This is a genomic window from Pseudonocardia sp. ICBG1142, from assembly GCF_020496255.1.
In the GTDB taxonomy this organism is placed as follows: Bacteria; Actinomycetota; Actinomycetes; order Mycobacteriales; family Pseudonocardiaceae; genus Pseudonocardia.
Genome location: NZ_JAHLJC010000030.1, coordinates 1,624,142 through 1,649,873, shown reverse-complemented (window position 1 = coordinate 1,649,873; position 25,732 = coordinate 1,624,142). Strand labels below are relative to the sequence as shown.

Sequence of the window (25,732 nt, the reverse complement as noted above, 5' to 3'; positions counted from 1 at the left end):
CGGATGCCTAAATCGCGACGTGGTAGTCGCCGTTGCTGCTGAGCCCACACACGTCGCGGATGCCGGTCGGCCGGATTTCCGGCGGCAGCACCGGTCGTGCACGTTGGCCGCGACCGTCGAACGAGTAGAAGACGCCGTTTTTCAGCTCCGCCGATGTGCCGACGCGCCGCAGCCAACCCCCGAGCGTCACCCAGCCTTCGCGGTTCTTTGACCACGTGAGCGGTCGACTGGCGTCCGGTGCCTGGTAGTATCGGCTGTCGATGCCTGTCGCGCCGAACGTACCGACGATGTCAGCGGAACCGCTGCTGGCATGCCGTCGCGCGTCGACAACGGTGCCGTTGCTGTCGATGTGGGCCAGCGCGATCGCATCGGTCGGCATCTCCACGGCACTCGTGATGATCCATGTGCTGCGGTCCGTGGCGCCGTCTCGCTTGTCGTGGACCTGTGCAAACACGACCGTGTCTGGCGCGACATCGACGGTTTCTGCAGCCGTCGACGTGCACAGGTACATGCCGGGCCCGGAGAGTCGTTCGCCGCCGTCGATGACGCATCGGCCCGCTGCGACCACGACTGTCGAGTTGTCTCCGCGTGTCACTCGGAGCGCGCCGGAATCTCGGTCCACGACGCCTGCACGTGCGAACGCCGAGGGCATCACGGTCTGCCGGTCCTCGCCGAGCGGATACTCGATCACCGGCGCACCGGTGCGAGCCTGCATCCACAGCGGTGTCTAAAGCATCTGGGTCTCCTGGTCAGAAGCTGTTCGCGCGGAACATGCAGCCGTCGAAACTGAACCACGTCGCGTTCTGGGTCAACGTTGTCTCATACGGGAACCGGAACGACACACGACCTGATGGATGTACCGCGTAGTGCGCGGGACCGTTCGCTGTGAGCCCGATGAAGTCGCGGATACCGGTCGGTCGCGCGTCGACTGGCAGTAAAGCGGCGTTCGTGTTGCCGTCGAACCATGCGGTCTGGTTCGCGCGCATCGTGTAGTTGCCGCCGGTGCGCCGGACCCAGCCCGAGAGCACGACCCAGCCGTCCGGATTCTTCATCCACGTCAACGGTCGCGTGGAATCACGGCCGCCGTAGGCCGGGTGCATGCCGGAAGCGTACATGTCGCCGCTGAGTGCCGGTGTGCCGACCACGGACCTCTGACGCAGGTCACTGATGGCGGCTGCGGTCACCGACACCGCGTCGGCGCTCACGGTGACGGTTGCGAGCTCGATCGCGGAGCCCGGCAGCTCAGGTCGACCGGAGCCTGGGTCTTCCAGCAGCTCGATCGACCACTCGTACGCAGGCGCGTACACGCCGTTTGCCAGCGAGTCCCGCACACGTGCGACCAGCAGATGCTCCCGTTGACCTGACGCGGGCTTCGGCGGCACTGCGACGTTGATAGGCGTCGTTGACCGGCACAGATACGTGCCCTGGTCGCTGACGTCGTCGCCGACGATCGCGCAGCAGCCCGGTGCGACATCCACGGAGAAGTTCGCGCCCTGGGCACGCTAGGTTACCTACAGGTCTCCGGCATCATAGTCCAGGACGCCTTCGCGGGAGAAAATGCTCGCGATGAGCCCCCGGTCCTGTGCGGCCGTGTACGTGATCTCGGCGTCACCCTCGGCGGCTTCCATCCACAGCGGTGTCTACAGTGCCATCTGTTGGGCCTCTTCCTGTGTCAAATCCAGCTCGGACGGAACTCGATACTCGCACGAGCCCCAGTGTCCACGCCGGACGTCGGATTAAAGCGGATCGTGTTGGTGCCCGGCCTGATCTTCCACCAGCTCGACGACGCGAAGTCCAGCCGGTGCAGCCGCGACAGTGACGCGTTGCCTTGCGCGTACACGGTCGCGTGGGCCGAGTCGAGTTCCACGAACTCGCCTGCGGCCAGCCGAAACGACGAGTCGAACACGACCGCGTCACCGGTGTCGTCGCACGTGAGCCGTGGTCCCGTACAGGGTCCGTGGAGCCGCGCGGTCCACTCTGATGTGCTCGTGCCGGGATTGTCGAACGACACGACACCGGTCGCGCCGGTAGCCTCGTACACGCGTGGCGAACGCAGTCGATACACGCGGCCCTGTCGGCCGTCGGCGCCCAGGTCGATCTCGTAGCGCACCGTGTCGGCAGCGGTCCAGATGCCCTCAGGTGCTGTCCATTGCACCGAGACGTCCCGGAACCACGACGACGTGTGGATGAGTTCGCAGACCGCGTACTGGTCCACGCGTACGCGTAGCGCGCGCCGGGGCCACGGTTCCCAATCGGTGTCGGTCACGATGAGTCGTGGACGTGCGGCCGGTCCCAGCATGCGTGTCAGCGCGTCCACTTTCGCCGCTGGCGTGGCTGCGAGCCGACACTCCAGCGACACTGCGCGGGCACCGTGGAACCGTGTCCTGTCGATGACGCCGGAGCCCGCGACCCGCACAGTCGTGCTTGCGCGGACCTCCGGAGATGACACGACGAGTTTCGTCCACACGATGTCGTCGTTGTTGCCCCACGACGGGTCTTGGAACGTGAACTCGCGGTCGTTGTCGACGAGCTAGACGCTCGTGATCACCGGCTGCTCACCTCCGTTAGGCTCGGGCTGCGAGGAAACTCGCGCGGTTCAACATGTGGTCGATGTCGACGGTCTCCCGCACGTGGATGTCACCGAACTGGATCGTGCGGCGTACACTCTGTCGACCGTCGCGTGCGGTGGCGCGGTCCCGGTGGACCTGACGTAAGGCCGCTGATGCCGTCGACCACTGGTGCGGTGTCAGCACGGCTTCGGGCTCGCCGTGTGTGCGGATCGTCTGGTAGCCGTCGACAGCTGCCAGCCAGCCGCCGTTGCGGTAGCCGCCCTTCCGGTTGAAGCCAGCGGCCAGTGACCCGTAGCGCTTGATCGACCACCGCATGCCCGCGAGAATGTTCGACAGCGGGTCGCGCTGGCCGAAATTGTGCCGGGGATCAGCGTAGGCGCGGTACGTGGACCCGATGACCTGCATAAGCCCAATCGACGGGTCACCCCGGCGTGCGTTGGAGTCCCACAAGTTGATCGCGTTCGGATCGCCGGAGGACTCCTGGTTCATGCGACGCAGAACCACCGGCAGCAGCGACGCCGGTTGACCAAGCATGCCAAGCGCCTACAGCACCAACGGAGCCCACCGCTGAACACCGGTGCCCGGAACATCGCCGCCCGGTGCGCCGCCGGAGTCGCCCGCGATGCCGAACAGCTTGTCCCGTGTGCTGTCGAACAACGTGTCGACCTGGCCGCGCGCCATGAGATGCGGCAGCTCTCCACCGCCGAACAGCGACTTGACACTGTTGCGCAGTGGACCCGTCACCGCGTCGAACAGGGCCCTGACCTTGTCGAGCATCCAGTTGTAGCCGGACTCGACCCAGCCCGACACCGTGTCGGCGAGACCTCCGCCCGCGTTGGCCCAATGCACATGGTTCACGTGACCCGCGCGGGTCTGTGGATTATACGTGTGGGGCCGACCGGATTTCAGATTCACCGCGCCTGGCTGTGTGTGAATCAGCTCGTAACTGCTCGGATAATTGCTGGCGATCCACCGGTTGACCGACAGCATAAACGGCATGTCTAGTGGCCGTGGACCTGCAATGTCAATTGCTTTTCCTCTGCCGTGCATGTCGGCAGCGCCCGGCCGCATAGTGTCAGTGATGCGGGCCCGTGGGATTCCCTGCTTAATCGCCGCCGACAGTTCTTGCCACGTCACCGGCCCACCGGTGGCGAAAGCCGGTAATCCGCCGGTCAGCAACCGTTCACGCCATCGAGCAACAGCTCCGTGACCGCCCGCAGCACGTACTTCCCGCGCGGTCAGTACGTGCTCGCCGTGGGACAACCGGGCAATGATGGAATCGCTGGTCGCACTGCCGGGCCCCCGGACAGCACCGCCGACAGCAAACGTCGGCGCGGGCTTGAAGTCCGGTAACGGGATAATCGCTTTCGCCTGGTTCCAGAGGCCGCCGATGCCCTTGTTGTACACAGTGTCGACCACCCACACGACAGGCTTTTTGAAGCCGTCACGCAACCGATCCCACACGCCGACGATGCCGTCGACCAACAACGTGAATGTGTCTTTGAACCAGCGGACGCGGTCCGCGAACGCCTGAAACAACGGGTGCAGATGCGTGCCATACACCGACGTGAACATGTCCGACATCCGCTGCCAGCCAGCTTTGATCAGGTCGAACACCGGCGATAGGGCATTGTTCCACAGCCAGCTGCCGACAGCGGCAAACGCCCGAAACACAGGCGCCACAATCGTGTCGTAGCACCACTGGATCAGAGTACACATGAGCTGCCACGCCAACTTGATGCCGTTACATGCGGGTCTCAACGCGTTCTCGCTCAGCCAGCTAGCCATCTCGGCGAAAGCCTCGAACGTCGGCTTAATCAGCGTGTCGTAGCACCACTGGAACGCGACGCCGAGACCCTTCCAGGCAAGTACCAGCGGACCGATCGCCAGCGCAATGATCGCCTGGCCGACAAAGATGGCGATATCGTGGAATAGGTCGAGAACTGGTTTAATCAGCGTGTTCCAGGTCCACGAGATCGCATCTCCCAGGCCCGTCCAGGCCACAGTGAATACGCTGGATATCCAGTCGCCCACCGATTGCAGCTTCGCCCACAAATTGAGAATGCCTTCGCGGAACCAGTCCACATTGTTCCAAGCCCACACGATGGCTGCGACGAACGCCGCCAGCGCGATCACGACGAGCGCAATCGGATTTGCCGCCATGACCGCGTTGAACGCCGCCTACGTAACCGTGCAGATTTTCATCCACGTATTGACCAGCATTTGCTTCGCAACGGTCCACGCGAGCCCGTTGCGGAACGCTGCGTACGCATTCGTGCACAATTCCACGGACTTCTTGGCGCCGTCCCACGCAATTTTCGAACCCTGCACGACCGGCGTCAACGCAAGCTGCGCAGCCTATACGGATGCCACCGCGATCTTCTGACCGATGAACGCCGCAGACACCGCGCCGATCGCGATACCCAGAGCCGCCGCGACCGACTCGTGCGCCGAGAGCCAGTCGCCGAACTCGCCCAGCACGTTCATGAGCGGCCGTAACGCGACCATCGCGGCACCAAACGCGACGCCGAGCCCTACCATGATGCCCCGGAACACCGGAAGCGCGCCCTGGACGAGTCGCGCGACCGCTGACCGGAAGTCCTCGATCGCAGCCGTGACACCCCAGTCGTCAGCGGTCCTCTTGATCTCCCGGAACGTGCCGGGGATTTGCCGGAGCCCGTCACTGACTCTCGCGCCGAGCTGTGCGATCTGTGGCGCCCACCGGTCGGTCATGGGCTCCAGCATCTCGCCGAGCGTTATGCGCACGTTGTCAGTGGCGATCTTCCACTGGTTCTTCATCGATGTACTGGCGCTCTCGGAGCCAGCAATCGTCATCTGGAATGCTTTACTGCTTCCGCTGCCGATCGTGGTCAGCACGTCGTCGATCTTCACGACGCCTTCGGTGACCATCTTCTTGAGCTGTTCGGTCGTGACGCCCATGTGCTCGGCAAGCGAGGCATAGATCGGGACGCCGGTCTAGGACAGCTGCTGAAGGTCCGAGGCGTACACGCGGCCGGAGTTGACCATCCGCAGCAGCGCGTCGTTGGCGCGTTCCATCGCGGACGAGTCGCCGCCAGCATTCGTGATCGAGGCGCCCACATTGCGGAGGACATCTTCGGCCTGCTGGCCCTTGACGCCCATGTAGGCGAGCTGCTGGCTCGCTTTCGCGTAGGCCTGGTACTCGATCGGTGAGTTCGACGAGAGCCGCTTCAACCGCTCCATCATGTCCCCGGCGTCCTGCGCGGACCCGTAGAGTCCCGTCAGCGTCAGCCGCGTGTTCTAGATGTCCTGTGCGGCCTGTAGTGCGCTGGAGCCGAGGCTTCCGAGTCCCACGGCGGCTGCGAGCCCACCGGCCCTCCGTGCGACACCTCGCAGTGGAGTGTCGATGCCGTTCTGGATCGATGCACCAATCGACTGGGCCGTTGCACGGATAGAGGTTCCCACGCGGGCGAACGTGGAGCCGAGTCCGCCAATCGCGCGGCGACTGACACCGCCGAGTGTGCCCATGCGCCCGGAGAACGCCGATGACGCCGCGCCGAGCTGTGTGAACCCGGCATGGAAGTTCCGCAACGGTTGCGCTGCGGCCTCGAACGCGCGGCGACTGAGCCCACCCAACGAGCCCATGCGACCGGTCAACGCCGATGCGGCACCATCGGCGCTACGGAAGCCCGCGTGGAAGTTCCGTAGCGGCGCCGACGTGCTGTCGAGTGCCCGGCGCGTCGTCGCACCGAACTGGTGCATGCGCGCCGCGACACCGTTCGCCGTCGACTCCACGCGTTGAAAGCCCGCCGCGAACTGCGCTACGGCTGCCGACGCACGTGGCATCTGCGCTGCGAACGCCTGCGCCACGCGCACGGACGCACGCGCCGCATGGCTCTGCACGCTGTCGAACGCGCGACGCATGCCGACGACCATGCGATCGGTCGCGACCCGCATGGGTACACGCACCGGCTGGAGCTTCGCAGCGGTCAGATCACGGCGGACCTGACGTTGGAAGCCGCGCACATCGGGTACCACGCGGACACTGACCTGGGCGGTCGTGAGCGCCACTGTCGTTCACCTTCCTGGTGTAAGCACTGCTGAGAGCGCATCGAGCTGTTGACGTGACCGACGCCGCTCAAGCCGGTCGAACGCGGTCTCCGGTCTCGGCATGAATCGGGTCGACGGCGCCCGACCGCTCTCGGAGTTCACCGCGACCACCGTCGTGCGCAGCGACAGCAACAGGTCCGCGATGTCGGTCAACCGCGCAAGCACCGGGTCATAGCCCCGGTAGCTCGGCGCCACGCGATCAGCACCGGCGTCGCCCTGAACGCCCATGCGTTCGGCGTACTCGTCGTCATCGAGCATCGCGGCTTTGAACGAGCCGTGCTCCGGCAGCCGCGCGCTGAGCCGCACGAGTTTGCTCCACCGGTGTTCGCCGCGGAACCAGTCCAGAAGATCGAGCCCCAGCTCATGGTGCAGGTCGTATTCCAGCTCGGGTCCGTAGCGGTCGATGAGCTCCCAGCAGCGGATCAGTTTCCCATGTCGTCGAGACCCAGATCGCGCATCACGTCGGTGACGAGAGCTTGTAGCGCGGTGATCGGCTCATCCCCGGCGACCCGGCGCAGCTTCGCACCGTTCTCGTCGCCGAAGAGCACGTCGATCTGGGACCACTGGTCGTTCGCGTCCAGCGTCGACAACCGCTCCATCGCCGTCGACGACGGCACATACACGCGCACGACGCCCTCAGCGCCGAGATCGACCTCGGAGTACTTCTCGCGGGACTCGCGGACATAGGCGTCCCACGACCTGCGCTCAGACCTGCTGCTCATCACTTCGTCGGCCCGGGCTTGGCAGCGTCATCATCGGAACCGGAACCGGAACCGTTGCCACCTCGCGGCGGCTTCGGCGCAGGCTCAGGCGACGGCGACGGCGACGGCGAGTCTCCGCTGAAGTCCATGTCGGCGGCCCTCGACTCAAAGCCGGGCCCCGCGAGCACCTGCCGGAAGCTGTACTTGAGGTCCTGGTCCACGGTGGCAGACCACGTCAGTGGATACGTCAGCGCGTCCTCATCCGACCAGGTCAGCTCGCCGTACTCGGAGATCGTCGCGCGCGGCAGCACGTTGATCACGTAGAACGCGTCGCTCCCGGAGCCGTCGATGCCGATCGCGATCAGGCGCCAGTAACGCGTCGACGGCGCGACCTGACGCGTGTAGCTCAGCTCCCCGTCGACAAGTCGGGCCTCCGACAGGTCCACGTTGTTCGACAGCTCCAGCGTCAGCCGCGAGGTCTCCTGCGCGGTCATCGCGAGCCCGGTGACGTCCTTGGTGATGTCACGGCGCGTGGGCTCCACCGAGCCGTGGGACTCGATGTCGCTGCTGTCGGTGTCACGGGACCACTTGTAGCCGTCCTTCTTCGACACCCAGCCGATCGTGCGGTACTCCGGCGGCAGCTCCTGCAGCGCGCCAGCCACGGTGAACGTCTCCGGCACCGGTGCGCTCATCGGCGCCACCGCGACCACCGCGTCGAGAACCTTGCGAATGTTGCCTGCCTTCGCACGCTTGAGCGTGAGAAGGTCCGTGTCAGCCATGTGAGCTGTCCTCCATGTAGGGACTGCGTCTGCGCAGTCCGAATCGGTAGCTGGAACTCACCGCGCGGATGTCCAGCCGTGGGTCCGAGAGCTGCTGAGCGGGCGTGACGGTCGACGCGGTGTCGATCAACACCGTGTCGACGACGGTCGCGGCACACGCGAGTACCCGCTGCCGTACGAGACCGTCGAGCGCCCATGACTCCACGCGCGTGGCGCCGTAGCACGTGGTCTCCACGATCGGAGAATCGGTGAGGCCATCGTCGGAGCCGCCGGTCCGGCTCACGCGCACCATCGGCGGTGTGAATCCCTCCGGTGCCTCGGTCACCGTCGGCGCGATGTCGGCGAACAGTGTCACGAGCACCTGTTCGATGTCCGGGAACGGCTCCATGTCGCTCATGCCGACTGCGCTGTACGCCGGAGCCAGAACGAGCCGCGCATACGGCTCGTGCCGAACTCGACTGATGCCGCGTACGGCGCGCTCACCGTGACGTGTGCGACCACGCGGTCGCGCGTGGTGCCGCTGTTGCGCTCGGTGAAGACGTCTACAGAGCCCGCGAGAGCCCCGGTGCGTCGCGGTGCGCTGGCTTGCGCCGATCGCGCGATTCGCCGAGCGACCGCAGCAAGCTCCCGTTCGAGCCTGTCGCTGTTGAGCACCTGCGACAGGTCCACGGAACCTTCATAACGCACGACCTGTCACCCTTCGTATCGTTTTAGCTGCACTACGTAACCGCCGAGTCGTGACGTGAACGGGGACTCCGCACGGGCCGGAACACCGTCCACGTCGAACCAGCTGCCGTCGATGTTGACTTGATCGCCTGCACGGGCCTCCGTGCTCTGTGCGGGCACATAGCACTCGATCCGAGTGCTCGTGCGGTTCTGGCGGCCGTCGGAGTCGTCATGGCTCGACGCGATCCCGATCACCCACGGACTCGTGTCCCAGAACTCGGCGGCCTCCGCGCGGTCGCCGAACGCATCCGGTGGACCCGGTCGACGAAGTTTCACCCGGCGCCTCATGCGAAGTCCCACCACCAGTCAGGTTTCGAGCCACGGCGAACACCGTCGTCGGCTGCACTGATCACCGGCCGGATCGTGAACGCCCCGGTCGCGAGCCCCAGCAGCGCCCACTCGTCTGCGGTGAGCCAGTCGCCGGAGCCCGTCGACGACTGGTCCCGGATCGAGAACGGCCCGATGACCTCGAAACTGCTGGTACCGCCGGTCGGATTACTGATCCGCCGCGCGACGACACTCGCGATCACGTAGTTGACTCGGTCGGCGAAACCGGCCTCACGCGCCACGCGGTCGTCGAGGTCCGGTATCCGCGCCCGCAAGCGTGCTTCGGTCATGGCGATCATGCGCGCGGCGAACTCGCGCTCGGTGTCGGCGAGCTCCCGCATGAGCAGCGTCTCGACGTCAGCGACCGTCGCGTGCATTCCGTCGGCCTCCCGCAGGTCGATGGCCCCAGATGGAATCCGGGGGTCGTACCGGTCGCGACTCCGGTGGAGTCGACTCCGCTGGTTCCGGGGATTCGGTCACCGGGTCCGACTCGGGCTCCGGTGGGTTCGACTCCACGGGGTCCGTAGCTGATCCCGGTGGAGTCGGCTCCGGCCCGGGCGACCCGGTAGCTGGTCCCGGCTCCGGTGCCGGAGGAGTCGACTCCGCTGGTTCCGGTGTCGGCTCCACCGGGACCGCGATCAGCTCCGGTGTTTAGGCCTGCTCCGGGTCCTTGGCGGGCTTACGACCGCCGCTGGCAGCAGCAGGCTTTGCCTTGTCGCCGCTGGTCGCGAGTTCCCACGCGACGAATGCGGTCGGGTCGTTGACGTACCAGCCGAAGGTGCACTCGGCGAGCACCGCGACCTGGTTCGTCTCCCACATCGAGACTCCGCGCACGACCGCCTGGTCCGAGACCTTGATCCGGATCGCGTCGGCGAAGCCGTAGGCGAACTGGGAGAAGTCCCCGCCGATCAGCTTCACGTCGGTACCGGCGTTGTTCCCGATACGACCGGAGACCGCCTTGCCGAACGCCACCGGTAGGCCCAGGAAGCTTCCGACCTGCGCGGTCAGGTTCACCGGGCCCTTGGACTCGACCCCGGTGGCATATGCCAGGTTCCCGAGCCGGTCGCGTGCTGTGGCGAGCTTCGCACGGAACTGCGGGTGCGCGGCAAAGCCGGTGAAGTCGAAATTCTTCTGCTCCGCCGACACGATCAGGTCGTAGCCGGTGAGAATCTGCTCCACGAGACTGTCGGTCGCGTTGACCTGCAGCTTATGGTCGTCGGGGATCGAGCCGATCACGGAGCCGTTGGCGTCGGTGCCCTGGATCGGCTCACCGGTCAGCGAGTTACGGTTGTGGAACGCCGCGAGCTCCACCGCGCGGGAGATCGCGCCGGACAGCTTACCCGCAAGCTCGCTGTAGAGCCCGTCCGGATTCGCCCGCAGGAACTCCTCCGACACGGGCACGATCGTCGCGAACTTCACCGGCGAGAACGTACGCTCCTCACCGTAGGCGAAACCCGACAGCGGCTTGAGGTGACCCTCACGCTCGACGAGCTTCGTGCCGACGCCGACCTGACCGGCCTCGGGATTCGTCGACGCCCGCCGGATCACGTTCTCTCGGATCGACACCGGGATCTGCTATCCCAGGGACAGCAGCGACGAGTTCTCCGCGACCTTGGTGAAGATGTCGCCCGAGACCTCCTTCGGCAGTAGATGCTCTGGCGTGTCCGGGCGCCCGAGGCGTCCCTGACCGTGCGCGATGTCGTCGGTGAACCGGGGATCGATGGGCGCGCCAGAGGCGACATTCACCGGGGCCATAGTCTTCGTCCTTCGTGTAGTGGTCAGTCCCGCCCTAGCTGCGCCTGAATCAAGTCGCGGAGCTGGTTCGCGGGATCAAGTGGTGCAGCATCGCGACGGTTACCGCGACCCTGCGAGTGGTCGACACCGTGCGCGGTGGACCCAGTCGGCGCCGGACGTGTCTGTGTGAACATCCGTGCGAGTTCCACCGCGTCGGCCGTGATCTCGGCGGCATCGGTGCCGCGCAGTCTCGACGCGAAGTCCTCCACGTTCTCCAGCGGCACGCCTGCGTTCACCGTGGCCCGGTAGCGCAGATGCTCCAGTTGGGCCGTGTTCAGCGCCTCCACGTGCTGCGCGTTCTGCTCGGTGAGCTGCTGGTTCTACGCGGTCAGCGCGTTCTCGGAGCTTCGCCGTCGGGCGCACTCGTCGCGCACCGCGCGGAGCTCCTTACGCCAGTGCTCGGGAAGTTCCTCGAACTTGAGCTCGGCCGTGGCGCCAGTGTCGGTGTCTGTCATGGGTCCTCCTGGGGCCTCATGCGGCTCGCCGGGAGCCGTCGGTAGCCAGTGAGCGCCGGAACGCGGTCACTGCTGAGGCACCCGTGGTGCCTCGTGTGGAATCGATCCACTGCTGCTCTGCGCGCATGAACTCTGCGCGACCTGGAAATGAATGTTTTGTGAACACCGGTACGACGACGCAATCACAGTGATTGTGGAAACTCGTCATGGCTCCCGCGCTGACAGCCGACCGGTACACGGGCCCACGGCTGATCAACATCAGGCAAAACGCACACGACGACGTGCCGCCGCTGGTGCGCGCGAACCCGAGCGCGGACCGATCTGTGTGCGTCAGGTCCATGACTCGCAACCGTGGCGCAGCACGTGTGTGTCGAGTCACGGTCGCTACCGCGTGTGGCAACGACGTGAACCGGTGCCCCGGCCGCAGACCCACACGCGCGAGACCCGACGCGAGCGCCGAAGAGCCATAGCGCCGCTACGGTAAGCTGACATGCGACCGCGCGCCGACGTGAACGTCACGTTGACTCTGGTAGAACTCGTCCGCCAGGTGCTCCAGCACCCGACGGGCGCCGAGCACCGTGGACTCCAACGCCCCCGCGACCGCGACGACATCAGACTCGACCGGCTCCGCATCCAACAGCGGCGTCAACACCGACGCTGCTGCCACACTCACACGAGCCGCGACGACGTTCTGGGACCGCTTGAACTCACTCAACCGCACCGCGTGGAGCTTCCTCGCGCGGTGGCGGCACCAACGACTCAAGTACCTGCTGCAACGGATCACCCGACATTAGCGACCGGTACAAGGCCCGCTTGTCCGCGTCATAGCCGAGTTCCAGCCACGCGCCTTCCACCGGCAGAATCCGCGACTGCACGAGCTTCACGACCGCATCAGCTTTCGCCGCCACCGTGGGCGTCGACGCATCCGACCACGTCGTCGACACCGGTAACTGTGCACCCGCGACCAGCCGCAACGCGATGTCACTGACCTGCGACCACGCGGAGCCGAACCCAGACTGCTTACGTTCAGCACGCTTGACATGCCGCGACTCGCCCGAGCGGATCGCATCGGCAGAACTCGGATTCCCGTTCGGCGAAATCCCCAGATAGTGCACCGGTAGGCCCGTCAACGACGACACGACCTTGCCGTACAGCTCAATCGTCTTCGTGAAGTTCTCAAGGCTTGCCCCGTCGAGCTGCACCACGCGGGCCTCAGCGTTGCTCAGCGCGTTCAACCGGCCGAGATAGCCCTCCCACACCGGGATCGGCTCGCCGGTTTCCGCGTCCACGAAGTCATCGCGCGATGCACCGATCACGTACCTCGACGGCACCGCCAGTGTCTCCGACGCCGCCGACAGATTAGTCGCCGTCCGACACACCGCGTCCACGATGGTCATCACGTCTTTCATCTCGGTCTCACCGAACCAGTCGGTGACCCGAGACCTGTTGACCACCGGCACGACCGGCACGACACCCAACCGGTGTTCGTCCTCGTCCACGAGATGCCAGCGCGCATGACGCTGCTGGTAGCTTCTCGTGACGTTCGGCCCATACAACGTCACGAACAGCTCGCCGGTCTCCGGCTCAATGTAACGGCGCAGAGCCGCCCGCAAGTGACGCCCGAACTGGTCGAACTCCACCGTAAGCGCCTCGGAAGACTCCACCGTATAACGCGGCACCGACGGCTCGTCCGGATCACGGCCGACGACCACAAACGCGATGCCTTGCACGAGAGCTTCCGTGTGCGCCGCATCGGAGGCAACCACCATGTCGTTGCGCTTCCACCACGACCACAGCAGCTCATCGGCGCCCGGATCACCCGTGCGGAAACCGCTGACATCGAGTCGTTCGGCTAACGCGTCCACCGTGGTCCGGCACCAGTTCACCACCGTCTGAAGCGACTGCATTTCCGGCGGCGTCGCAAGACCCAACATCGCCAGGCGCTGCGAGCCTCGATAATAGCGGTCCCGCGTCCGCCGCTTCCACTAGAGGCTGCTGCCCGTCGCGAGCAACCGCTCGATCAGCTCCACATCCGGCATCACCGAAACACCACTACCTTTGAGCCCTGAGATCGCCGTGTGTACGCGTCGGACTCCAACACCGATCGGCGCATGAGTCGTGCGAGTACCAACGACACCGCACCATCGATCTTACGGTCCCGGTGACCGCGCCCCAGCGACACGTATTCTCGATACGGGCGGCGCTGAGCGTTGACCACATGCGTCGTCAACAGCGGGTCCCCGACATGCGGGCACGACTTGTTCGCGATGTCGTCTGCGACGAGTTCTGCGGCCCGCGCGACATCGAGCTTCAACGCGCGCATGTCGAAACCAATCAGGTGCTTCGCCGACGCATCAAGCCACAGCCGATCGCCGTACGCGGTCGGCCAGTCCACCAACACGCGACCTTCCAACGGATGTACGTCCGCAGCGAACGCGCGGACCTGAAACCGATCGAATGCGTCCGCGACAGCCGCGTCGAGCGCCGCCACGTCCAGGTCCCGATGCATCGTCGCTGGGTCCCACGTGAATAGCGGCTGTGCGAGCCCGTCCGACAGTCGACAGCCGATAAGGACCGTGGCGTCTTCGGTGAGCGCCGGGTCTAGAGCCAGCACGATCTCGTCGCCATCGACGATTCGATCGTCACACGCGTTGGCGTCCCAGTCCTGTTTCGAAACCCATGAACTCAGGTCCGACACGATCAGATTCCCGAATTCGCGCATGGAACTCGCCACGGGTTTCATCGGCGCCATGATCTTTGACAGAACCTGCGACTGGTTCACCCACGGACACTCATCGTAAATGTATGCCAGTGTCCGTTCGATCGACGCCGGGTCCGACCAATCGGTGTCTGCGGATGCCTCCCGCGACCAATACAACAGCGGACGCTCGTTCACTGTAGCACCAGTGCGTTCGTTAAGCCAGCTATCGTAGATGTCTTCCGCGACGGAGCCCGAGCCCGGTGACCATGTGTTCATGAGTGCGAGCACCCGGGAACCGTCGACCTTCGTCGCGTTGTCGTCAATGGTCTCCCACAAGCGTCGACCACCGTTGGACACTGTCCACTCGGAACACTCGTCCGCGATGACCAATGTCGGGCGAGAGCCGCGAATCGTGGCAGCCCGCGAGGAGACCACGGTGATTTTGCCACCGGCTACGTTACGGGCCCCCGGCGAGAAGATGTGCTTCTTGCCGGGGTCCAGATCGTAGTTCTTGACGAGTTCTGTGCCGCGCGCGTTCCAGCCCGCAACATAGTTGAACGTGTTCTAAGTCTGGCTCTCCGAGACCGCCGCGATCTGAATCAGTGGCATCGACTGCCGTCGACCCAGGAGCTCACCGCAGCGGTTCCGAGACTGGAACCCATTGAATCGCACGGGCCCCGTGAGTTCCACGGTCGCGAGCCAGGCTCCCAGCGGAGACTTCAGCGAGCCGCGCGCGAGCCTAATCGCGCCGCCACGGTAGTAGAACTCTCCGTCGTCGCGTAGCCGGTACCAGTGGCAAATGAACGCGTACTACGACCGCGTGGGTACGAACAAAGCGCCCGCAGACTTGCCGTCGAGGACCCGGAGACCGTTCTCCAGGGACCACCTCACGATCGCGGGACCCAGTGTCGCAAACATGTCAGGTTCGTACGGTGGCAGCGTGTCGGTTCCGACGAGGGGCTCGGTCATCAGGGTCTCTCCGGTGCGGTAGGGTGCTCTGACCTGGGACTTTGGCAGACGTGTGTGATGACCATCATGATTCGGGAACACGAGTGCGGCGACGACCCCGTAGAGGAGGAAGTCGTACCACTCGACGACGGCGCCGACGAACGAGCCGGCAGCGGCACGCCGCGCTCCGGCCGGTGCGCCCGGCAGCTGGGCTGATGACACCTGTGTCATGACCTTCTCCTGTACGCGTCCTTGCGTTGTGCGCTGTAAGCACACTCGTGCGCTGTGCGCACAACCGTACGGCGCGCCGAGCACTGGTCGCAAGACCGGGGCGCTTCCGGCCCGCCGGTAGGGTCGGGCGTCCGACGGGAGAGGGGTCCGATGACGGCGGAGCCGGCCGGCCAGGAACGCCACTTCGTGCGGGCGGTGGAGCGGGCGTTCCGGGTGGTCCGCGCGTTCGGGCCGGACACGCCGTCGATGACGCTGAGCGAGGTCGCGTCCCGCACCGACCTGGACCGGGCGACGGCCCGGCGACTGCTGCTGACGCTCGTCGACCTCGGCTACGCGCGCCGCTCCGGGCGGGACCGCTTCGAGCTGACGCCGCGGGTGCTGGAGCTCGGCTACGCCTACCTGTCCGGGCTGTCGCTGGTCGACGTCGCGCTGCCGCACCTGCAGGCGATGTCCTACGAGCTGCGGGAGACCGCGTCGCTCACCGAGCTCGACGGACCGGACGTCGTGTACCTGGCCCTGGCGCAGAGCTCCCGGCTGAGCGGGCTGCGCATCACCGTCGGCACCCGGTACGAGGCGTGGGCGACGTCGATGGGCCGGGTGCTGCTGGCCGGCCTGCCCGACGACGAGCTCGACGCGCACCTGGCGTCGGTGACGGTGCAGCGGCGCACCGACCACACGGTGCGCGACGTGGCGGCCCTGCGCGAGGCGGTCGTCGCCGCGCGGGAGCAGGGCTGGGCGCTGGTGGAACAGGAGCTCGAGGACGGCCTGCGGGGGATCGCCGCGCCGGTGCGGAACCGGTCGGGGCGGGTGATCGCCGCGGTCAACGTGTCCACCCACGTCGGCGTGGCCTCACGGGAGGAGCTGACCGGGCGGCACCTGCCGCGCCTGCTGGAGGCCGCCGCGGGGATCGAGGCGGACCTGGTGGCCTCGGACCTCTGAGGCCGTTCCGCCTGCTCAGCGCTCGTACGGGCCGGCGAGCGAGGGGGCCACGGGACCGCGGCGGTCGGTGACGCGCGTCCCGGTGAGACCGGGCAGCCGCATGCCGGGGACGGCGTCCTCCGCCCGGGTCGCGTCGCGCGCGGCCTCGTCGGCCAGCCGGCCCACCTCGCGCCCGACGAGGTCGAGCCGGGCCGTCACCGCCTCGCCGGCCGGGTCGTCCCACGCGGCGGCGACGGCGGCGCGGATCCCGGCGAGCAGACCGGCGGTGTCGTCGAGCCGGTCCACCAGCGCCCGCAGGGCTGTCGCCTGGTCCGCGGCGCCGGCGTCCGGGCCGCCGGTCAGCACGGTCCCGCCCCGCCGGGGCCGGGCCGGGGGTCGGGAACGTCCCGGAACGCGGTGGCCGCGGCGGTGTCCACCACCCGGGCGGTGGCCGCGGCGCGCCGGGCCGCGTCGGCCAGCGACGCCAGCTCGTCCGCGACCCGCCGCAGCCGGACCGCGCGGTCCCCGTCACCGGGGCCGGTCGCGGGGGCCTCGGTCAGCCCGGCAGCCAGGTCCGCCAGCCCGCGGGCCGCGCGGTCCAGCGCATCGGGGTCCCGCCGCACGTCCGGTCGCATCGCCCCAGCATGGCGACGGGCCCGCGCCGGCAGGCCCGGACGCGCGGATCCGGTTCGCCATCGCGAACCGGTGTCGCGGCAGGCCGCACGGACGACGTCGGGGCCGCCACCCGGTGTGGGTGACGGCCCCGATCGGCGTGCGTCGGTCAGCGCGCGGCGGCGACGATCTCGGCCAGCCGGCCCGCGACGGCATCGGCCTCGTCCTCGCTGGGCGCCTCGACCATCACGCGGACGAGCTGCTCGGTGCCCGACGGGCGCAGCAGCACCCGGCCGGTGTCGCCCAGCTCCGCCTCGGCCTTCGCGACGGCCTCGGCCACGTCCGCCGACGCGGCGACCGCGTCCTTGTCCGCGACGGGCACGTTGCGCAGCACCTGCGGCAGCACCGTGACCACCGAGGCCAGCTCGGCCAGCGGGGTGCCGGTCTGCGCGACCCGCGACATCAGCCGCAGGGCGGTGAGCAGACCGTCGCCGGTCGTGGCGTGGCCCGGCAGCACCACGTGCCCGGACTGCTCGCCGCCGAGGGTGAACCCGCCCTCGCGCAGCCGTTCCAGCACGTAGCGGTCGCCGACCTTGGTGGTGTCCAGGGTGATCCCGGCCTCGCGCATGGCGATGTGCAGGCCCAGATTGCTCATCACCGTGGCGACGAGCGTGTCGTGCGCGAGCTCGCCGGCCTCGCGCATGGCGAGTGCCAGCACCGCCATGATCCGGTCACCGTCGACGACCGCACCGGTCGCGTCCACGGCCAGGCAGCGGTCGGCGTCACCGTCGTGGGCGATGCCGAGATCGGCGCCGTGCTCCAGGACCGCGGACCGCAGCAGGTCCAGGTGGGTGGACCCGACGCCGTCGTTGATGTTGAGACCGTCCGGCTCGGCGTGCAGCGCGATCACGTCGGCGCCCGCCTGCCGGTAGGCCTCCGGCGCGGCCAGCGCCGCGGCGCCGTGCGCGCAGTCGACGACCACGCGCAGCCCGGACAGCGAGCCCGGTGCGGCGGACAGCAGGTGCGCGACGTAGACGTCGGTGGCGTCCGGCGCGTCCCAGACCCGGCCGATGCCGTCACCGGTCGGTCGGGCACCGAGACCCTCGGCGAACTGCTGCTCGATCGCGTCCTCGACGTCGTCGGGCAGCTTGTGACCGCCCGCGGCGAAGAGCTTGATGCCGTTGTCGGGCATCGGGTTGTGCGACGCGGAGATCATCACGCCGAGGTCGGCGCCGGTCTCGGCGACCAGGTGCGCGACGCCCGGGGTCGGCAGCACGCCGACCCGGATCGCGTCCGCACCGGCCGAGGTGAGCCCGGCGACGACCGCGGCCTCGAGCATCTCGCCGCTCGCGCGGGGGTCGCGTCCGACGACCGCGAGGGGCCGGCGGCCGGAGCCGTTCGAGAGCGTGCGGGCGGCCGAGGCACAGACACCAACGGCGAACTCCGGAGTGAGGAGTTCGCCGTTGGCCAGGCCCCGGACGCCGTCGGTTCCGAAGAGACGAGGCATCCGGTGTGCGATCAGCGCTTGGAGTACTGGGGCGCCTTACGGGCCTTCTTGAGGCCGTACTTCTTGCGCTCGACGGCGCGGGCGTCACGGGTCAGCCAGCCGGCCTTCTTCAGGGGCGGGCGGTCCTCGGAGTCCAGCTCGACCAGCGCACGGGCGATCGCCAGACGCAGAGCGCCGGCCTGACCCGCGGTGCCGCCACCCTTGAGGTTGGCGAAGATGTCGAAGCGCTCGGTCTTCTCGACGAGGACCAGCGGCTCCTTCACGATCTGCTGGTGCAGCTTGTTCGGGAAGTACACCTCGAGCGGCTTGCCGTTCAGGGTGAACCCGCCGGTGCCCGGCAGCAGCCGGACGCGGACGACGGCCTCCTTGCGGCGGCCGACGGTCTGGACCGGGCGGTCGCCCAGCACGGGGGCCTCGGCGGCGAACTCGTCGGCGTCGAAGTCGGCGGCGTCACCGATGGTGTAGTCGACGTCGGCGACCTCGGTGTCGGCGGCCTCGGTCTCGGTCGCCTCGGCGGCCGCACCCTCGGTCTCGACCGCGTCGACGACCTCGTCGGGTCCGTTCTCGGGGCTGGTCACGGGCTGTCCCTCTTCGTTGCTCGGGGTGGTCACTGGCTGACCTGCTTGATCTCGAACGGCTGCGGCTTCTGGGCCTCGTGCGGGTGCGCCGGGCCGGCGTAGACCTTCAGCTTCTTGGCCATGGCGCGGCCGAGGCGGTTCTTCGGCAGCATGCCCTTGATCGCCTTCTCGACGAGGCGGTCGGGCTGGCTGTCGATCATCTCGCCGACGGAGCGCTGGCGGAGGCCACCCGGGAAGCCGGAGTGGCGGTAGACGAACTTGTCGGCCCGCTTGTTGCCGGACACCGAGATCTTCTCCGCGTTCACGATGACCACGAAGTCGCCGTTGTCGACGTGCGGGGCGTAGGTCGGCTTGTGCTTCCCGCGCAGCAGCGTGGCAGCGTGGGTGGCGAGCCGACCGAGGCGCACGTCCTCGGCGTCGATCACGTGCCAGGCGTGCTGGATGTCGCCGGGCTTGGGGCTGTACGTGGGCACGGATCTACCTCGTCGTCGTTCTCGGCTGGTGGGCCGTCCGCACGGGTTCCGGCCCACTCTCTAGTCTCTGGTTCCTCAGCGTGCTGCTGGTGGACGCCGGAGGGACGCTCGATCCCGCCGCTGTCGCCGGAGGACGGCGCCCGCGGGTCTCCACCGCTGCACAACGAGAGCCAAGCGTACCCGCCGGTTCCGGGGGCGGACGCAAGGGGGTCGTCCGGGCCCCCGGACCGGGGGTCAGGCGAACCGGGCCCGGTTCGCCTGCTCGGTGTCGCGGTAGTTCTGACCGGCCTGGCCGACCAGCTTCCCGATGGTGCCCAGCGTGGTGGTCAGCTCGGCCGCCGAGGTGTCCCACTTCTGCTGCGACGCCTGGTAGGTGCTGGCCGCGTCGCCGGTCCAGGCCCCGACCATCGGCGCCAGGTAGCGCCGCAGGTCCTCGAGCTGGGAGTTGATGCGCGCGGTCGTCGCGACGGTGTCGGCCGACGCCCGCTCGAGCGCGCTGAAGGTGACCTTGATCTCGGATCCCACGGTGTAGCTCCCCCTCACCCGAGCACCGACGTGATGGCGGTGCGGTTCTGGTCCTCCTGCTGCTGGTACGTCGTCGCCGTGCCGCTGAGCTGCTCACCGATCGCGCCCAGCGCCTCGTTCAGCCGCCGCGCCTCGGTGTCCCACTTGGCCATCAGCTGGGCGAACGCCGTCGCCGCGCTGCCGGACCACTGGCCCTGCAGCGGCCCCAGCTGGCTGCGCAGGCGGGCGAGCTCGCCGTTGACGGCGTCGCTCACCGCCCGCACCTGGCCCGCCGCGCGCACCATCTCCTCGGTCGTCGTACCGAACCCGTCGGCCATGGACCCCACCTCGTCCCCGTCCCGTCGCCCGGCCGGTCGGGTGTCCGGCGACCGGGCCCGGGGACGCGGTGTCCCCGGCCCGCGCACAGTGGCAGGGCGGCCGGGCCGCCGTGGCCGAACGGCGCGGACCGTTCGCGACCGGGAACGCCGCCCGGGTCACCGCACCCGGTGCAGCGAGGCGACGACCTCGACGCAGGCGGGCGCGACCGGGGCGGCGGCGGGCCTGCGGCACCCGGCGACGAGCTGGTCGGAGCCGTCGAACACGACGTGCCAGTCGACGACGGTCCCGTCGCCGGGGTCCTCGCTCCACCGCAGGACCGGCCGCCCGCCGACCGTCGCGCTCGCCGGGCCCTCCCCGTCGACCAGCGCGGCGAGCTCGCGACGGGCACGGTCGGGCTCGCGTCCGGCGTCGTAGCCGAGCGGGCTGCGCTCCAGCACGAGCAGGTCGGCACCGTCGGGGCCGCCGACCGGGGTGAGCAGCACCCGTCGACGCTGCGGGTCGCCGCCGGTGTGCTCCCAGCCGGTGGGCAGGGTGGCGGCGTAGCCGTACTGGACGACCGTCGCCCCGGCCGGTGGCGCCGGGTGCGGGCCCGCCAGGAGCAGCCCGGCGCCGAGCAGGACCGCGCCCAGCGCCCCGGCGACGACGATCGCCGCCCGGGCCCGGTCCGGGCCGTCCGCGAGCGGGGTGGCGGGGACGGGCGCCCCGGCCGGTCCCGGCTCCGCCGGGCCCGCTCCCGCGCCGGGGTCACCGGGCCAGGGGGCGGTACGCCCGGCGCCCGGGCCAGGACCGGGGCCGCCGCCGGGGGCCGGTCCGGGCTCGGTGCCCGGCCCGAGGCCCGGCTCGGTGACCGGCCGTGAGCCCGGCCAGGTGTCCGGCCCGGTGTCGGTGGACACACCGGCCCCGAGCACGGCCGCCCCGACCACCGCCGCCACCTCCGGACCCCAGGGCTCGCCGCCGGCGGGACGCAGCCCGGCGACACGCACCGGGCAGGGCAGCACCGGGCGGGGCAGCCGGGATCCGGCACGATCCGCGGGCCGCGCCGGGTCCCGGCCGTCCGCGCACCCGGCCGTCCCGGGGCCCGGCCCACGGTCGTCCCCCCGACGGTCCGGGCAGGCACCGGACCCGGCGCGCCGATCCGGGGCGTCCGCCACGAGGAGCGGGCCGACCGTCCCCGCGACCACGACCAGCTCCGCACCGGTCGCCCGCACGAGCGACGCGAGACCCCCGGGGTCAGCGAGGTCCGAGAGGTCAGCGAGGTCCGAGAGGTCGGTGCCCGGCTCCCCCACCGGCTCCGGCACCCCGTCGCGCACGAGGGTCGCGCCGTCGTCGTCGACGACCAGGACCGGCCCGTCCGGCAGCTCCGGTTCGGCCGCGAGCACCGCGACCGAGGCCGGGACCACCAGCACCCGCGGACCTCCGGGGAAGGCACCGCCCGCCGTCGTCCCGACCCGGACGACTACGCCGGGCGGATCGTCGCCGAAGAAGTCCGCGACGGCCGTCGCCGGGGGTGTGCCGGGTGGAGCCGCGGCGACCAGGCGCAGCCCGCCGGCGTCGGCGGCGGCGAGCAGCACCGCGTCGCGGCAGTCGTGCACGGCGACCGCGACGCCGCTCACCCCGGCTCGGTCCAGGCCAGCTGCACCCGGCGCGCCCCGGCCCGCCGGTCGACCAGCACGGCCCGTCCGGGCGGCATCGGCCCGGGGCGGACCTTCTCCAGCAGCGCACCTTCGTCGGGGCTGCCGGAGCCGACCAGGCCGGGGGCGCCGAGCTCGCGCAGCCGCCCGAGGACCGGGTCGAAGAGCGCCCGCCCGGCGCCGCCGGTGCGCCGCGCGAGGACGACGTGCAGCCCGACGTCGCGGGCCTGCGGCAGGTACTCGGCGAGCGCGAGCAGCGGGTGCGTCCCGGTCGACCCGGCCGCGGGGACGACGAGGTCGTAGTCGTCGACGAGCAGCCACACGTCCGGTCCGCTCCACCAGGACCGTTCCCGCAGCTGGGCCGGGGTGACGTCCGGACCGGGCAGCCGCCGTCCGAGGGAGCCCGCGATCTCGGCGCAGGCGTCGGTGGTGGCCTGCGCGGTGGAGGTGTGCGCGAGCAGGTGGCTCTGCGGGATCCCGCCGAGCAGCGTCCGCCGGTGGTCGACGACGACGATCCGCGCCCGGTCGGGCGTCCACCGCGCGGCGATGCCCTGGGCGAGGGTCCGCAGCAGCGTCGTCTTGCCGCCACCGGAGTCGGCGAAGCAGAGCAGGTGCGGCTCGTCCGGGTCGAGCTCGACGGTGGCGAGCCGGTCCTCGTCGACGCCGAGCGCGGGCCCGCGGCCCGGTCCGGGCGGGAGCTCGGCGACCTCGATCCGGGCGGGCAGCAGCCGCACCGGGCCGACCGACGGGCCGTCCCAGGCGTCGTCGATCGCCCGGGCGGGGTCGGTGCCGGGTACCAGGCAGGGCGCGGCGAGGACGGTGGCCTCGCCGTCGGCGGACAGGCCCTGCCCGGGCAGCGCCGGCACGGCCGCGGCACGACGCCGGTCCACCTCGGAGTCCGACGGGTCACCCAGCCGCAGCTCGACGCGGCTGCCGAGCTGGTCCTTGAGCGCCGGCCGGATCTCGGCCCAGCGGGCCGCGGACAGCGCGAGGTGCACGCCGTAGGCGAGCCCGCGGGCGGCGAGCGCGGTCAGCTTCTCGTCCAGGTCCTCGAACCCGGCGCGCAGCGCCGCGTAGCCGTCGACGACCAGCAACAGGTCGGTGGCGGGCACCTCGGCGAAGCCGCCCGCGGCGCGCCGGGCCCGGAACTCCTCGATCCCGGCGACGCCGTGCGCGGCGAACAGCTGCTCGCGCTCGTCGACGGCGGAGACGGTCTCGGCCACCACCCGACGCACCAGGTCGGTGCCGCGACGGTCGGCGACGGTCCCGACGTGCGGCAGCCCGGCCAGCGGTGCCAGGGTCCCGCCACCCAGGTCGAGCACGTGCACGCCCAGCTCGGCCGGGGTGTGGGTGAGCGCGAGCGCGGTGACGACGGTGCGCAGCGCGGTCGACTTCCCCGACCGCGGCCCCCGACGACGGCGAGGTGCCCGGCCGCGCCGGACAGGTCCAGCACCAGCGGGTCGCGCCGCTGGGCGTAGGGCCGGTCGACCAGACCGATCGGCGCGGCGAGCCGTCCCACCGGCCCCGGCGCGCACAGCCCCCGCCCGGTCCGGACCAGCGGGTCGCCCAGCACCACCGGCAGCGGCGGCGGCTCCGCGAGCGGCGGCAGCCACACCCGGTGCGCGCGCGGGCCGGGCCCGGACACCGCCTCGGCGATGCGGTCGAGAACGGTGCCGGTGGGGGCCGGCGCGGGGTCCGGCGCCGGGAGCTGCACCGAGGCGGGCAGCGCCACCGGGCCCGCGCGGAACGGCAGCGCGACCCGCGGCGCCCCCGGGGCCCGCCGGCGCGCGGGGCGCGGGGTGTCCGGGCCGGAGACGTAGGCGGCCCGGAAGCGCACGAGCTCGTCGGTGCCCGCGGACAGGTACGCGGCGCCGGGCGTCGGCGGGAGCAGGTGCGCGTCGGGCACGCCCAGCACCGCGCGGGACTCCGCGGCGGAAAACGTGCGCAGCGCGATCCGGTAGGACAGGTGCGACTCCAGGCCGCGCAGCCGGCCCTCCTCCAGGCGCTGCGAGGCCAGCAGCAGGTGGATCCCGAGAGAACGGCCGAGCCGGCCGATCGTCACCATCAGGTCGATCATCTCCGGCCGCTGGGCGAGCAGCTCGGAGAACTCGTCGACGACGACCAGCAGCGACGGCAGCGGGTCCAGCGGCGCCCCGTCCCGACGCAGCGCGTCGTGCTCGGCCAGCGACGACAGGTTCCCCGCGGCGCGCAGTACCTCCTGGCGACGGGTGATCTCCCCGGCGAGCGCGTCGGCCATCCGGTCGACCAGGGTCAGCTCCTCGGCCAGGTTGGTGATCACCGCGGAGGTGTGCGGCAGCCCGGCGAGCCCGAGGAACGTCGCGCCGCCCTTGAAGTCGACGAGCACCAGGTTGAGCTCCTCGGCGGTGTGCGTCGCGACCAGCCCGAGGACCAGCGTGCGCAGCAGCTCGCTCTTGCCGGAGCCGGTCGCGCCGATGCACAGCCCGTGCGGCCCCGCACCGCCCTGTGCGGACTCCTTGAGGTCGAGCAGCACCGGTCGGCCGCCGCCGTCGGTGCCCAGCGGGACCCGCAGCCGCTCCGCGGGGCCCCGTCGCGACCGCAGCACCGCGACGCCGCCGGGGTCCGTCGTGGACAGACTGAGCAGCGACGGCAGCCCGGCCGCCGAACTATCCACACCGGACGCGACGACGTCGGCGGTACCGTCCGGGCGGTAGCGCGCGAGCCGCCGCGCCAGCGCCAGTGCCTCGGCGACGACGAGCCCGTCGGGGACACCGACCTCCCGGCCGCCCGGCCCGCCGCGGCGCAGCGTGCGCACGCCGTCGGGCCCGGTGCCGGCGGCCAGACGCAGCACCGACGCCGCGGGTCTGCGCCCGCCCGCGGGCCCCAGCCGCAGCACCGTGACGCCGGGCAGCCCGGCCCAGGCACCGGGGGTGTCGGCCGCCCCGTCCAGCACGACGAGCAGGTGCTGCTGGGCCGCGGACGGCTCGTCCACCCACCAGCGCCGCACCCGGTCCGGGTCGTCGGTGATCATCCGGACCGGCCCGACGGCGTCGGTGCGCCGCGGATGCGCCACGTGCGGCAGCCACTTCGCCCACTCCCAGCGCGCAGCCGCACCCCCCGGTGCGACGACGGCGAGCCGCGCGTCGTCGGGACCGTGCCAGGTGACGTACTGGGCGACCAGCGCCCTGGCGAGGTCGAGCACCGGTGCGGCGTCCGGGTCCGGCTCGAGCCAGATCGTCGCCGACGCGCGGGTGTCGACGGCCACCGGGAGATCGTCCACCGTGGACCAACGGCGCAGGAACCGGCGCAGCGCCAGTGCGGACAGCGGTTCGAGTGTCTCCATCGGACCGGTGTGCGGCGCGGTGAGCCGGGTGGCGAGCCGCTGCGTGCCGCGCCCGGCCCGCAGGCGGCCGAAGTCGTCGTCGCCGGGGCGGCGCTCCCACAGCCGATCCGCGGCGAGCACGTCCGGCCAGGCTGCCGGGTCGGGGTGCACGGTCTCCAGCGCGTGCCGCTGCTCGGCGGCGATCGCGCGGGCCCGCCCGCCGAGGACGTCGAGGTAGCGCAGGTAGTCGCGGCGGTCCTCGTCCATCGTCGCGGTGCGTGCTCCGGCGCCGCGGCCACCGCCGGCCAGCATGCCCAGCGCGGACAACGCGAACATCCCGCCGAACAGCCACGTGCTCGTGTCCCCGCGCCCCAGCACGACGAACAGCAGCGCGCCGCCGACCATCGCCAGCGGCAGCAGCCGTTGCACGAGGCCGCCGGGGACCGGGCGCTCCGGCTCGGGCGGCGGTTCGAGCACCAGCTCGCCGCCGGGCAGCTCGGGCACCGAGCGCCGCGGACGTCGCATCCCGACGGTTCCCGCCATCGCCT

31 protein-coding genes and 2 pseudogenes are annotated in these 25,732 nt (G+C 70.0%); 1 reads left to right on the top strand and 32 read right to left on the bottom strand.

The features are described 5' to 3' along the window. Positions 1 to 7 precede the first annotated feature (7 nt). The 23 genes and pseudogenes from KPL59_RS22210 to KPL59_RS22105 form a co-directional block, all read right to left on the bottom strand. On the bottom strand, positions 8 to 691 hold the full coding sequence (locus tag KPL59_RS22210) for a hypothetical protein (RefSeq protein ID WP_226361848.1): 684 nt from the start codon (positions 689 to 691) through the stop codon (positions 8 to 10). Positions 692 to 749: 58 nt separating this feature from the next. Then, complete coding sequence (locus tag KPL59_RS22205; RefSeq protein WP_226361847.1) at positions 750 to 1,478, bottom strand: hypothetical protein; 729 nt, start codon at positions 1,476 to 1,478, stop codon at positions 750 to 752. Between the two features lie 194 nt (positions 1,479 to 1,672). Further along, positions 1,673 to 2,266, bottom strand: a complete 594-nt coding sequence (locus tag KPL59_RS22200) for a hypothetical protein (RefSeq protein ID WP_374111652.1) — start codon at positions 2,264 to 2,266, stop codon at positions 1,673 to 1,675. Positions 2,267 to 2,564: 298 nt separating this feature from the next. Continuing rightward, the gene (locus KPL59_RS22195; RefSeq protein WP_226358483.1) at positions 2,565 to 3,059 is read right to left on the bottom strand and encodes a transglycosylase SLT domain-containing protein; all 495 of its coding nucleotides are present in this window, start codon (positions 3,057 to 3,059) and stop codon (positions 2,565 to 2,567) included. 54 nt (positions 3,060 to 3,113) lie between these two features. Continuing rightward, complete coding sequence (locus KPL59_RS22190) at positions 3,114 to 4,733, bottom strand: hypothetical protein (protein WP_226359522.1); 1,620 nt, start codon at positions 4,731 to 4,733, stop codon at positions 3,114 to 3,116. Positions 4,734 to 4,928: 195 nt separating this feature from the next. Further along, positions 4,929 to 5,510, bottom strand: a complete 582-nt coding sequence (locus tag KPL59_RS22185) for a hypothetical protein (protein ID WP_226358481.1) — start codon at positions 5,508 to 5,510, stop codon at positions 4,929 to 4,931. 36 nt (positions 5,511 to 5,546) lie between these two features. After that, positions 5,547 to 5,834, bottom strand: a complete 288-nt coding sequence (locus KPL59_RS22180) for a tape measure protein (protein WP_226351487.1) — start codon at positions 5,832 to 5,834, stop codon at positions 5,547 to 5,549. 15 nt (positions 5,835 to 5,849) lie between these two features. Continuing rightward, positions 5,850 to 6,620: a hypothetical protein gene (locus tag KPL59_RS22175; protein WP_226351485.1), complete on the bottom strand. Its 771-nt coding sequence runs from the start codon at positions 6,618 to 6,620 to the stop codon at positions 5,850 to 5,852. Between the two features lie 6 nt (positions 6,621 to 6,626). Further along, positions 6,627 to 6,965: a hypothetical protein gene (locus KPL59_RS22170; protein ID WP_226359521.1), complete on the bottom strand. Its 339-nt coding sequence runs from the start codon at positions 6,963 to 6,965 to the stop codon at positions 6,627 to 6,629. 116 nt (positions 6,966 to 7,081) lie between these two features. Next, positions 7,082 to 7,381, bottom strand: coding sequence for a hypothetical protein (locus KPL59_RS22165; protein ID WP_226351483.1), 300 nt, complete (start codon positions 7,379 to 7,381; stop codon positions 7,082 to 7,084). Beyond that, positions 7,381 to 8,139, bottom strand: a complete 759-nt coding sequence (locus KPL59_RS22160; RefSeq protein WP_226351482.1) for a hypothetical protein — start codon at positions 8,137 to 8,139, stop codon at positions 7,381 to 7,383. Before KPL59_RS22160 ends, KPL59_RS22165 begins: the two co-directional genes overlap by 1 nt. After that, entirely contained in the window at positions 8,132 to 8,536 is a 405-nt protein-coding gene (locus tag KPL59_RS22155) for a hypothetical protein (protein ID WP_226359520.1), read from the bottom strand. The genes KPL59_RS22160 and KPL59_RS22155 overlap by 8 nt, the downstream gene beginning before the upstream one ends. After that, a complete protein-coding gene (locus tag KPL59_RS22150) occupies positions 8,533 to 8,808 on the bottom strand; it encodes an HK97 gp10 family phage protein (RefSeq protein ID WP_226359519.1) in 276 nt (91 codons plus the stop codon). Before KPL59_RS22150 ends, KPL59_RS22155 begins: the two co-directional genes overlap by 4 nt. A 24-nt stretch (positions 8,809 to 8,832) precedes the next feature. Beyond that, positions 8,833 to 9,141 carry a hypothetical protein gene (locus tag KPL59_RS22145; RefSeq protein WP_226351479.1) on the bottom strand — a complete coding sequence of 103 codons (309 nt, stop codon included), beginning with the start codon at positions 9,139 to 9,141 and terminating at the stop codon, positions 8,833 to 8,835. A gap of 8 nt (positions 9,142 to 9,149) precedes the next feature. Further along, the gene (locus tag KPL59_RS22140; RefSeq protein WP_226351478.1) at positions 9,150 to 9,569 is read right to left on the bottom strand and encodes a Gp19/Gp15/Gp42 family protein; all 420 of its coding nucleotides are present in this window, start codon (positions 9,567 to 9,569) and stop codon (positions 9,150 to 9,152) included. Positions 9,570 to 9,843: 274 nt separating this feature from the next. Beyond that, positions 9,844 to 10,758, bottom strand: a complete 915-nt coding sequence (locus tag KPL59_RS22135; protein WP_226351477.1) for a phage major capsid protein — start codon at positions 10,756 to 10,758, stop codon at positions 9,844 to 9,846. A 9-nt stretch (positions 10,759 to 10,767) separates the two neighbouring features. Next, positions 10,768 to 10,938, bottom strand: coding sequence for a hypothetical protein (locus KPL59_RS22130; RefSeq protein WP_226359518.1), 171 nt, complete (start codon positions 10,936 to 10,938; stop codon positions 10,768 to 10,770). Positions 10,939 to 10,970: 32 nt separating this feature from the next. Next, a complete protein-coding gene (locus KPL59_RS22125; RefSeq protein ID WP_226351475.1) occupies positions 10,971 to 11,273 on the bottom strand; it encodes a hypothetical protein in 303 nt (100 codons plus the stop codon). Positions 11,274 to 11,306: 33 nt separating this feature from the next. Beyond that, positions 11,307 to 11,441 (bottom strand): hypothetical protein, encoded by a 135-nt coding sequence (locus tag KPL59_RS35915; RefSeq protein ID WP_255676110.1) that lies wholly within the window; start codon positions 11,439 to 11,441, stop codon positions 11,307 to 11,309. Between the two features lie 475 nt (positions 11,442 to 11,916). After that, positions 11,917 to 12,108 carry a hypothetical protein gene (locus KPL59_RS22120; RefSeq protein WP_226359517.1) on the bottom strand — a complete coding sequence of 64 codons (192 nt, stop codon included), beginning with the start codon at positions 12,106 to 12,108 and terminating at the stop codon, positions 11,917 to 11,919. A 40-nt stretch (positions 12,109 to 12,148) separates the two neighbouring features. Continuing rightward, positions 12,149 to 13,402: pseudogene (locus tag KPL59_RS22115) on the bottom strand (phage portal protein); the annotation flags it as partial. Positions 13,403 to 13,479: 77 nt separating this feature from the next. Continuing rightward, a complete protein-coding gene (locus KPL59_RS22110) occupies positions 13,480 to 14,478 on the bottom strand; it encodes a hypothetical protein (RefSeq protein ID WP_226359516.1) in 999 nt (332 codons plus the stop codon). 474 nt (positions 14,479 to 14,952) lie between these two features. Continuing rightward, complete coding sequence (locus KPL59_RS22105; RefSeq protein ID WP_226362142.1) at positions 14,953 to 15,321, bottom strand: hypothetical protein; 369 nt, start codon at positions 15,319 to 15,321, stop codon at positions 14,953 to 14,955. 150 nt (positions 15,322 to 15,471) lie between these two features. Between KPL59_RS22105 and KPL59_RS22100 the strand changes: the two genes are divergently transcribed. After that, positions 15,472 to 16,260, top strand: coding sequence for an IclR family transcriptional regulator C-terminal domain-containing protein (locus tag KPL59_RS22100; RefSeq protein ID WP_226361845.1), 789 nt, complete (start codon positions 15,472 to 15,474; stop codon positions 16,258 to 16,260). 15 nt (positions 16,261 to 16,275) lie between these two features. Here the strand turns inward: KPL59_RS22100 and KPL59_RS22095 are convergent, their stop codons facing one another. From KPL59_RS22095 to eccCa, 9 genes and pseudogenes are all read right to left on the bottom strand, one after another. After that, positions 16,276 to 16,605, bottom strand: coding sequence for a hypothetical protein (locus KPL59_RS22095; protein WP_075333887.1), 330 nt, complete (start codon positions 16,603 to 16,605; stop codon positions 16,276 to 16,278). Further along, on the bottom strand, positions 16,599 to 16,874 hold the full coding sequence (locus tag KPL59_RS22090; protein WP_226351469.1) for a hypothetical protein: 276 nt from the start codon (positions 16,872 to 16,874) through the stop codon (positions 16,599 to 16,601). Before KPL59_RS22090 ends, KPL59_RS22095 begins: the two co-directional genes overlap by 7 nt. A gap of 146 nt (positions 16,875 to 17,020) precedes the next feature. Beyond that, on the bottom strand, positions 17,021 to 18,358 hold the full coding sequence (glmM, locus tag KPL59_RS22085; RefSeq protein WP_075310174.1) for a phosphoglucosamine mutase: 1,338 nt from the start codon (positions 18,356 to 18,358) through the stop codon (positions 17,021 to 17,023). Positions 18,359 to 18,369: 11 nt separating this feature from the next. Next, positions 18,370 to 18,936 carry a 30S ribosomal protein S9 gene (gene rpsI / locus KPL59_RS22080; protein ID WP_043277021.1) on the bottom strand — a complete coding sequence of 189 codons (567 nt, stop codon included), beginning with the start codon at positions 18,934 to 18,936 and terminating at the stop codon, positions 18,370 to 18,372. Between the two features lie 29 nt (positions 18,937 to 18,965). Then, positions 18,966 to 19,409, bottom strand: a complete 444-nt coding sequence (rplM, locus tag KPL59_RS22075; protein ID WP_020622762.1) for a 50S ribosomal protein L13 — start codon at positions 19,407 to 19,409, stop codon at positions 18,966 to 18,968. 234 nt (positions 19,410 to 19,643) lie between these two features. After that, positions 19,644 to 19,934 carry a WXG100 family type VII secretion target gene (locus KPL59_RS22070; RefSeq protein ID WP_226361844.1) on the bottom strand — a complete coding sequence of 97 codons (291 nt, stop codon included), beginning with the start codon at positions 19,932 to 19,934 and terminating at the stop codon, positions 19,644 to 19,646. 14 nt (positions 19,935 to 19,948) lie between these two features. Beyond that, the gene (locus KPL59_RS22065; RefSeq protein WP_226351467.1) at positions 19,949 to 20,251 is read right to left on the bottom strand and encodes a WXG100 family type VII secretion target; all 303 of its coding nucleotides are present in this window, start codon (positions 20,249 to 20,251) and stop codon (positions 19,949 to 19,951) included. Positions 20,252 to 20,407: 156 nt separating this feature from the next. Beyond that, a complete protein-coding gene (locus tag KPL59_RS37090; RefSeq protein WP_226361843.1) occupies positions 20,408 to 21,865 on the bottom strand; it encodes a type VII secretion-associated protein in 1,458 nt (485 codons plus the stop codon). Then, positions 21,862 to 25,727 (bottom strand): annotated as a pseudogene (eccCa, locus tag KPL59_RS22055) (type VII secretion protein EccCa). The gene KPL59_RS37090 and the pseudogene eccCa overlap by 4 nt, the downstream one beginning before the upstream one ends. Positions 25,728 to 25,732: the final 5 nt, after the last annotated feature.

Excerpts from the sequence above, each read along its gene's own strand:
- KPL59_RS22195 (WP_226358483.1), bottom strand. The coding sequence starts at position 3,059 with ATGAACCAGGAGTCCTCCGGCGATCCGAACGCGATCAACTTGTGGGAC.
- KPL59_RS22190 (WP_226359522.1), bottom strand. The coding sequence starts at position 4,733 with ATGGCGGCAAATCCGATTGCGCTCGTCGTGATCGCGCTGGCGGCGTTC.
- KPL59_RS22185 (WP_226358481.1), bottom strand. The coding sequence starts at position 5,510 with ATGGGCGTCACGACCGAACAGCTCAAGAAGATGGTCACCGAAGGCGTC.
- KPL59_RS22165 (WP_226351483.1), bottom strand. The coding sequence starts at position 7,381 with ATGAGCAGCAGGTCTGAGCGCAGGTCGTGGGACGCCTATGTCCGCGAG.
- KPL59_RS22160 (WP_226351482.1), bottom strand. The coding sequence starts at position 8,139 with ATGGCTGACACGGACCTTCTCACGCTCAAGCGTGCGAAGGCAGGCAAC.
- KPL59_RS22155 (WP_226359520.1), bottom strand. The coding sequence starts at position 8,536 with ATGAGCGACATGGAGCCGTTCCCGGACATCGAACAGGTGCTCGTGACA.
- KPL59_RS22140 (WP_226351478.1), bottom strand. The coding sequence starts at position 9,569 with ATGCACGCGACGGTCGCTGACGTCGAGACGCTGCTCATGCGGGAGCTC.
- KPL59_RS35915 (WP_255676110.1), bottom strand. The coding sequence starts at position 11,441 with ATGACAGACACCGACACTGGCGCCACGGCCGAGCTCAAGTTCGAGGAA.
- KPL59_RS22105 (WP_226362142.1), bottom strand. The coding sequence starts at position 15,321 with ATGACACAGGTGTCATCAGCCCAGCTGCCGGGCGCACCGGCCGGAGCG.
- KPL59_RS22100 (WP_226361845.1), top strand. The coding sequence starts at position 15,472 with ATGACGGCGGAGCCGGCCGGCCAGGAACGCCACTTCGTGCGGGCGGTG.
- KPL59_RS22090 (WP_226351469.1), bottom strand. The coding sequence starts at position 16,874 with ATGCGACCGGACGTGCGGCGGGACCCCGATGCGCTGGACCGCGCGGCC.
- glmM (WP_075310174.1), bottom strand. The coding sequence starts at position 18,358 with ATGCCTCGTCTCTTCGGAACCGACGGCGTCCGGGGCCTGGCCAACGGC.
- KPL59_RS22065 (WP_226351467.1), bottom strand. The coding sequence starts at position 20,251 with ATGGCCGACGGGTTCGGTACGACGACCGAGGAGATGGTGCGCGCGGCG.